The organism is Nostoc sp., from assembly GCF_036919815.1.
GTDB lineage: Bacteria > Cyanobacteriota > Cyanobacteriia > Cyanobacteriales > Nostocaceae > Nostoc.
The window spans coordinates 1-4787 of sequence record NZ_JBALCE010000087.1; the positions used below are offsets into that span (position 1 = coordinate 1).

A 4787-nucleotide genomic window follows, 5' to 3' on the forward strand; every position below is an offset into this window, starting at 1 on the left:
CGGAGTAATCCTTTTTGTGGTTAAATTATTTTGAACAGTCTAATGTTTGCAGTAAGCAATGTGAGCGATAAACATTGTTCGCTGATAGCACATTTATTTTTAGACTAAATATAGGCTAAAAACACAGCATAATTAGGTTCAGGACTCATATCATGTCCGCCAGATTACCGATAATAAAAGAACCCGACCCCCAACCCCTCCCCGTAAGCGCGGAGGGGAGACAAAGCATAACTTTGGCTCTTTGGGGTTCTTCGGGTTTAATAAGCAATCAAGCGGACATGATATCACGCATGATCTAAATGTTGTCCTGAGCCAAGGCGATTAAAAAATCGCCCGTTTTTTTGCTCATCTCTGCAAGCACAGCAGCAAAAAGAACACATGAGAACGAAAGTACTACTAGAATTAGAGAAAGTTAATCTGCGTTTGAAGTCTGCAAAGGCAAAGGTGACAATTAGAGAATCAAATGGAAGTCTGCAATTACGGGCGACGTTACCAATTAAACCGGGAGACAAAGATAGTAATGGTACTGGGAGAAAGCAATATAATCTGAGTTTGAATATTCCCTCTAACTTAGATGGACTCAAGACGGCTGAGGAAGAAGCTTATGAATTGGGGAAGTTAATCGCTCGTAAAACTTTTGAATGGAATGATAAATATTTAGGAAATGAGGCAATTAAAAAAGAATTTAAAACCATAGGAAAATTACTCGAACAATTTGAAGAAGAGTATTTTAAAACTCATAAAAGAACTACCAAAAGCGAGCATACTTTTTTTTATTATTTTTCACGAACTAAGAGATTTACGAATCCTGAAAATTTAGCGATCGCACAAAATCTAATCAGTTCAATTGAACAAATTGATAAGGAATGGGCTAAGTATAATGCAGCTAGAGCTATATCGGCATTTTGCTTGACATTCAACATTGAAATCGATTTATCTAAATATTCCAAAATGCCTGAGAATAATTCCCGAAATATACCGACTGATACCGAAATAGCTGATGGAATTCTCAAGTTTGAAGATTATCTAAATAACCGAGGCAATCAAGTCAATCAAAATGTTCAAGATAGTTGGCAACTTTGGCGATGGACTTATGGAATGTTAGCAGTTTTTGGTTTACGTCCACGAGAACTTTTTATTAATCCTGATATTGATTGGTGGTTGAGTCAAGAAAATTTAGATTTGACATGGAAAGTCCATAAAGATTGTAAGACTGGTGAGAGACAAGCATTACCATTATATAGACAATGGATTGAGGATTTTGATTTGAGAAATCCTAAATATTTAGAGATGTTGGGGAGTGCGATCGCTAAAAAAGATAATACTAATCATGCGGAGATAACGGCGTTAACACAGCGAGTTAGTTGGTGGTTTCGTAAGATAGGATTGGATTTTAAACCGTATGATTTACGTCACGCTTGGGCAATTCGGGCGCATATTTTGGGGATACCAATTAAAGCGGCGGCGGATAATTTGGGGCATAGTGTGCAAGTTCATACGCAAACTTATCAGCGTTGGTTCTCGCTGGATATGCGGAAGTTGGCAATTAATCAAGCTTTGAGTAAGAGGAATGAAGTTGAGTTGATTAGGGAGGAGAATGCAAAGTTGAGGATGGAGAATGAGAAATTGAGGTTGGAGATTGAGAAGTTTAAGATGGAAATGGTTTATAAACAAAGTTAAATTTAATCATAAATCATACCAGTTTTATATAATTTGCTATGATTTATGGGTGAGAAATCATTCAAATAAACTCATTTAAGATATTATAGGTAAAAAGATATGTCCGATTTAACTGAAGCTCTTAAGTTTATCTATGATTGGGTGCAGCAATATATGCCAACTCATCCTGCTGCAATGAACGGAGGATTGAGTCGTGATGCAATTGAGGCAAAAGTTAAAGAACTTCCCTTTTATTTACCAGAAGAAATCTCTGAGCTTTATCAATGGAAAAATGGTGGTGTAAATCCTTTTATTCCTCACCCCGATGCTTGGGATATTGCCACATTCTTCTCATTGGAAGAAGCAATTAGTATTGCTCAAGATTGGAAAGGTGATTTTCATTTGTTTCCCCTTTTTATGGTCGAAGATGGTGGAGACTTTTTTGTGGGAACGCAGGAAAAATGTCAAACTGCTCCAATTTATTGCAATGATATTCCTGAAGAAGTGGTTGAAAGAGAGCCAAACTATCCTAGTTTGACTAGTATGGTGCAAGAGTTGGTTGAGGAGTTGAAAAGCAGAGGTTAACCCTGTCTTGCTGAGTGCGATCGCATACTTATTCTAAATTTACCAAGTTTATCTGTCAGTGAAGGAAATAAAAAACTATGGCGCTAGTAACCCTAAACCAAATAATTAAGCAGCTTGAGACACTTGAAATAGAAGAACTTCAGCAGCTTAATCAGACGATTCAAAAGTATCTTACTGATAGAGAAGAAGCAGTAAAGCAAGCAGCATTTCATCAATCTTTAATCGATTCTGGCTTAGTAAAGCAGATTAAGCATCCTGCTTATGAACCAATAACTGAGCGACGACTAATTCAGGTCGAGGGAAAACCTGTTTCTGAAACTATTATTGAGGAACGTCATTAAATGGCAATATACTTCATAGATAGTAGTGCATTGGTCAAGCGTTATATTAGCGAAACTGGATCGGCTTGGGTTTTGGGACTATTTGATCCGACTCTCAACAATGAAGTATTTATTGCTGCAATAACCAGTGTAGAAATTATAGCCGCAATTACCAGGCGATCGCGCGGTGGAAATATTAGCATTACAGATATGACAATAATATGCAATCAGTTTAAACGTGATTTACAGAAAGACTATCAAATCGTTGAAATCACAGAAAATATTATTAGTTCTGGAATGGTATTGTCTGAAACTTATGGTTTAAGAGGCTATGATGCTATCCAACTAGCAGTAGGTCGTGCAGTCAACACCATTTGCATCGCTAATGGATTACCTTCTATCACCTTTGTCTCCGCAGATAATGAGTTGAATGCAGCAGTTGTAAGTGAGGGATTAATGATTGAAAACCCTAATAGTCACCCATAATGCATACTTACTTATGATATTTACTACTGATACTAATTTCAGAAGGGAGATTGGGAAGGATTTTATAGACTGCGTATTGGAAAAATCAGAATTATTTTCACAGTTAATATTGATTCGGCTGAAATTGAGATTTACACTATTGGGATCAGAGGATGATATAATTACCGATGCCAGTCAGCTAGCTTAAGTTTAAGCTTTAATAATTACAACAAAACTATAAACTATGCAAGAAGATGATTTAGAAGAATTACGTAAAGGATTTATTGAAGCTATTGCTGCCCATAAGTTCATGCAATCAAAGTTTGGGAGTGACCGAAGTATTGAAATCAATAAACTGAAACAAAAGTGGACAAGAATAAAACAAATATTTACTGTTATTCCAGATTTGGTTCCATATCCAAATCCTATTAGCTCTAAATACCAAGATTTTGAATTGCAATTACTCAAACTTCAAGGAAAATTAGAATCTACCAAAACCCAACTTTTGGAACAGCAGAGAATAACTAACAATCTTATTAGGCAAAATTCGATGGCTTTGAAACAAATTAAAGAATTAAGCAATTATATTAATATACCGCCTACTTTAGAGCATATAGATTACTCCGATTTAAACATTTTAAAAAACCTGCTTGATGAATTGTAAAAACTCTCAATAGAAAGAGATAAACTCACATATTAGGGAATTAGCAAGATCGCACCTCTCCCTAATCATACATTGTCACAAAGCAAAACACATTTAACCCAGGCTGATTTACTCAAAAACAACGCCGCAATATCCGACGCAAGCTGAACTTGACTATCACCACCCCAATCTAACGGGTAAATCTTTTGCTGAATGAAACGATGAATACGCAGAAATTCCCCACTACTGCGGTAATTTACAAAGCTGATACCACAGCCTGATAAAATTTGTAGAAAGATAGAAATGTTGACTCATCTCCAGCATGACAATTATGAACGCCGTAAAGCTATTTCCTACCCTGGGAAATTTAACTCGTGCAGACAAACTGAAAGTGATGCAGTTTCTAGTTTCAGAGTTATCTAGGGATGAAAAGCCATCATTAGAGCAAGGTGCAACTTATCCTATTTGGTCGCCCCTTAATTCCCACGCAGCTGCACATCAACTTGCTCAATTGCTAGAATCGGACGGGTAAATGCACAATGGGTAATCCTCAAAGATTTTCCTTTACAGAGGATACGATACATTTGGTATTCCCGATGCGCTGCCAAAGCTACCATTAATATTAACCTATCGTAACTCATCAGTAGAAGTTTCAGGCTTGTTAGATACTGGAGAAAGCGTCAGCGTTCTGCCATACGGTATTGGTGTTCAACTAGGCGCAATTTGGGAAGAACAGACGATTTCTGTAATGTTGACTGGTAATTTGGCACCCGTTGAAGCAAGAGGTTTGCTTATATCTGCTCAAATTGGCTCGTTTGAGCCTGTTTGCTTAGTTTTTGCGTGGAGTTTGTCTAATGATGTGCCTTTGTTGCTAGGGCGTATGAACTCCTTTTTGGAGTTTGATGTGTGTTTCTATCGTTCACAACTGATATTTGATGTGTGTCCACAGTCGTAATGCGATCGCAACTGAATCTAAATCAAGTTTTGAACTTCTAAATCAAGTTTTGAACTTCTAAATCGAGTTTTGAACTTCTAAATCGAGTTTTGAACTTCTAAATCGAGTTTTGAACTTCTAAATCGAGTTTTGAACTTCTAAATCGAGTTTTGAACTTCTA

The 4787-nt window shown here is 36.8% G+C and carries 5 protein-coding genes and 2 pseudogenes; all 7 read left to right on the forward strand.

Features of this window, described 5'->3' with window-relative positions:
• Positions 1-336: 336 nt before the first annotated feature.
• Positions 337-1680: pseudogene (locus V7K15_RS20805) on the forward strand (site-specific integrase); the annotation flags it as partial.
• Positions 1681-1779: 99 nt separating this feature from the next.
• Positions 1780-2244, forward strand: a complete 465-nt coding sequence (locus V7K15_RS20810) for an SMI1/KNR4 family protein (RefSeq protein ID WP_334908304.1) — start codon at positions 1780-1782, stop codon at positions 2242-2244.
• A gap of 77 nt (positions 2245-2321) precedes the next feature.
• The gene (locus tag V7K15_RS20815) at positions 2322-2585 is read left to right on the forward strand and encodes a hypothetical protein (protein ID WP_334908306.1); all 264 of its coding nucleotides are present in this window, start codon (positions 2322-2324) and stop codon (positions 2583-2585) included.
• A complete protein-coding gene (locus V7K15_RS20820) occupies positions 2586-3050 on the forward strand; it encodes a type II toxin-antitoxin system VapC family toxin (protein WP_334908308.1) in 465 nt (154 codons plus the stop codon).
• 223 nt (positions 3051-3273) lie between these two features.
• Positions 3274-3693 carry a hypothetical protein gene (locus V7K15_RS20825; protein ID WP_334908310.1) on the forward strand — a complete coding sequence of 140 codons (420 nt, stop codon included), beginning with the start codon at positions 3274-3276 and terminating at the stop codon, positions 3691-3693.
• Between the two features lie 310 nt (positions 3694-4003).
• Positions 4004-4204 carry a hypothetical protein gene (locus V7K15_RS20830; protein ID WP_334908312.1) on the forward strand — a complete coding sequence of 67 codons (201 nt, stop codon included), beginning with the start codon at positions 4004-4006 and terminating at the stop codon, positions 4202-4204.
• A 7-nt stretch (positions 4205-4211) separates the two neighbouring features.
• A pseudogene (locus tag V7K15_RS20835) lies at positions 4212-4627 on the forward strand (retroviral-like aspartic protease).
• Positions 4628-4787 lie beyond the last annotated feature (160 nt).

Bases quoted from the DNA above. Each gene is read 5' to 3' on its own strand.
- V7K15_RS20830 (WP_334908312.1), top strand. From the start codon at position 4,004: ATGAACGCCGTAAAGCTATTTCCTACCCTGGGAAATTTAACTCGTGCA.
- V7K15_RS20815 (WP_334908306.1), top strand. From the start codon at position 2,322: ATGGCGCTAGTAACCCTAAACCAAATAATTAAGCAGCTTGAGACACTT.
- V7K15_RS20810 (WP_334908304.1), top strand. From the start codon at position 1,780: ATGTCCGATTTAACTGAAGCTCTTAAGTTTATCTATGATTGGGTGCAG.
- V7K15_RS20825 (WP_334908310.1), top strand. From the start codon at position 3,274: ATGCAAGAAGATGATTTAGAAGAATTACGTAAAGGATTTATTGAAGCT.
- V7K15_RS20820 (WP_334908308.1), top strand. From the start codon at position 2,586: ATGGCAATATACTTCATAGATAGTAGTGCATTGGTCAAGCGTTATATT.